The organism is Anaerotruncus sp. 1XD42-93, assembly GCF_009917605.1.
Lineage (GTDB): Bacteria > Bacillota > Clostridia > Oscillospirales > Ruminococcaceae > Anaerotruncus.
Genome location: NZ_QZEG01000140.1, coordinates 1 through 2,380, shown reverse-complemented (window position 1 = coordinate 2,380; position 2,380 = coordinate 1). Strand labels below are relative to the sequence as shown.

At 45.8% G+C, this 2,380-nt stretch carries 2 protein-coding genes; both read left to right on the top strand.

Translation table 11 applies throughout. The features are described from left to right. Window positions 1–79: 79 nt before the first annotated feature. Complete coding sequence (locus D5269_RS17425; RefSeq protein ID WP_120487344.1) at window positions 80–199, top strand: SHOCT domain-containing protein; 120 nt, start codon at window positions 80–82, stop codon at window positions 197–199. A gap of 62 nt (window positions 200–261) precedes the next feature. Then, on the top strand, window positions 262–2,037 hold the full coding sequence (locus D5269_RS17420) for a recombinase family protein (protein ID WP_120487342.1): 1,776 nt from the start codon (window positions 262–264) through the stop codon (window positions 2,035–2,037). The last annotated feature ends 343 nt before the right edge of the window (window positions 2,038–2,380 follow it).

Genomic DNA, 2,380 nt, shown 5'->3' with positions numbered 1-2,380 from the left:
ATACCGTTTCATATTCCTATTTTCGCTCTTGCCAACGATTTGTGCAATATTTATTTTTCAAACAAGGCCTAGGTATAGTATGCAGCTTGCCTTTTTGAAACAACTGCTTGACAAGAAGCTGATAACCGATAAAGAGTATTCCCTTATCAAAAATCGCCTGATGAAAGATTACAAGGTAGTTTCTAATTTAATGGCTTGATTTGCCGTCCTTATTGTGATATAATATACACTATAATAAGAATGCAAAAAGGAGGGCTATCTATGAGCGGCGTTGAAATCATCAAAGCGCGAAATACACTTTCCCCACGGGCGCGGACGAATCTTACAAAACGGCTCCGCGTAGCGGCGTACTGCCGTGTCAGTACAGACAGCGAAGATCAGCTTAACAGCTGCAAGTCACAGGTCGCATATTACACAGAACTTATCAAGGGAAACTCTGATTGGTCTTTAGCTGGCATCTATGCAGACGAAGCGATCACCGGCACACAGGTAACAAAGCGTGAGGACTTCCAGCGGTTAATAAATGACTGCATGAACGGCGATATTGATATGATCGTCACCAAGTCTATTTCAAGGTTTGCGAGAAATACGCTGGACACGCTGAAATATGTCCGTATGCTCAAAGAAAAGGGCATTGCGGTTTTCTTTGAGGAAGAAAACATCAATACCCTTACAATGGACGGTGAATTGCTCCTTGTCATTTTAAGCTCTGTGGCACAGCAGGAAGTAGAAAACATTTCCGCTAATGTCAAAAAGGGCCTGAAAATGAAAATGCAACGTGGCGAATTGGTCGGCTTCCAAGGCTGCCTGGGGTATGATTACCACCCGGAGGACAAGACAATCACTGTCAATGAGGAAGAAGCGGAGATCGTGCGCTACATTTTCCGCCGCTACATAGAGGGGGCTGGTGGCTCTGTTATTGCACAGGAGCTTCAAAACCTGGGCTACAAGACTAAACGCGGCAGTACAACGTGGGCCGAAACTACTGTGATAGGCATTATCAAGAACGAGAAATACAAGGGCGATATTCTGATGGGAAAAACCTTTACCCTTGACCCCATATCCAAACGCCGCCTGGACAATTTCGGAGAGGAAGATCAGTTTTATATCCGAGATCACCATGAGCCTATCATATCCGAGGAAGTTTTTGAAAAGGCACAGGAGATTTTAAGGCGTCGGGCCAAACCAAGGCGGTTAAATTCAGACGGCAAGCGTGAAAAATTCAGCCGCAAGTATGCGTTTAGCTGTATGCTGGAATGCGGCTTTTGCGGCGGAACACTGACACGACGAAGCTGGCACAGCGGTTCACAGTACAATAAGGTTATTTGGCAATGTGTCACCAGCACTAAAAAGGGTAAAAAATTCTGTCCTGACAGCAAGGGAATAGCCGAGGAAACGATAGAGCAGGCATTTGTGGAGTCGTACAGGCTTCTTTGCCAGAACAACAAAGATGTTTTGGACGAGTTTATTGCCAGAACGGAAGAAACCTTGTCTGAAAACAATGCTGGCAAGCAGTTGGTAAAAATTGAAAAGGATATCCGGACGCTGGAAGCAAAGCGGGCGAAGCTGGTCGATATGCGTTTGGAAGAAGTGCTGGACAAGGAAACTTATGAAAGCAAATATCTTGATCTGACAGGCCAAATCGAACAGCTTCAAGCCCAGCGCCGCGATTTGCAGGAAGCGGCGGAAACCGAGAACACCATGAAAAAACGCATTGCGGAGTTTAGAAAAACGCTGGAACAAAACAATGTGCTTGAAGAATTTGATCGCTATATTTTTGAAAGCATAGTTGAAAAAGTGATCGTTGGGGGGTATGATGAAGAAGGCCGCAAAGACCCGGCCAAGCTGACATTCATTTACAAGACAGGCTTTCAAAGTCACATGGACGGAGCAAACTTTAAGCCGCCCCGCAAGAACAGCAAGGCCGCAAAGCAGGCTGCCAGTTCGTGTTCCCATCCTACTGACAAGGCAGATACAACATGTTCTCATCATAGTGACGACACATGTGGAGACGGTAGTATTGATGTCAAGAGTTGAGAAATAGAAGTACAAAAAAGTGTAGAAAACAAGGGGTTTCCGGGAGTTGGGAATTGCCGACGGGTAATTCCGGCTCCCGAATTTTTTGCGTTTAGTAGTTCTTTGGAAACTGGTCTACGGCAAAAATTTGCGTAGGGTTGAGTTGACAGGCTGGATATTGGGTAGGTTGTGGAGATAGGATTTGTTATAGGAGGGTTGAGTTGACAAGCTGGACATTGTAAGGCATCACTATAAGATGAGCAGTGGGAGGAGATCGCCCCACTATATGCCGGGATGCGCAACTGCACGTGGAGCAAGAGGGAATTGACGGATGCTGTGCTGTATTTGGTAGATTCGGGGTGCA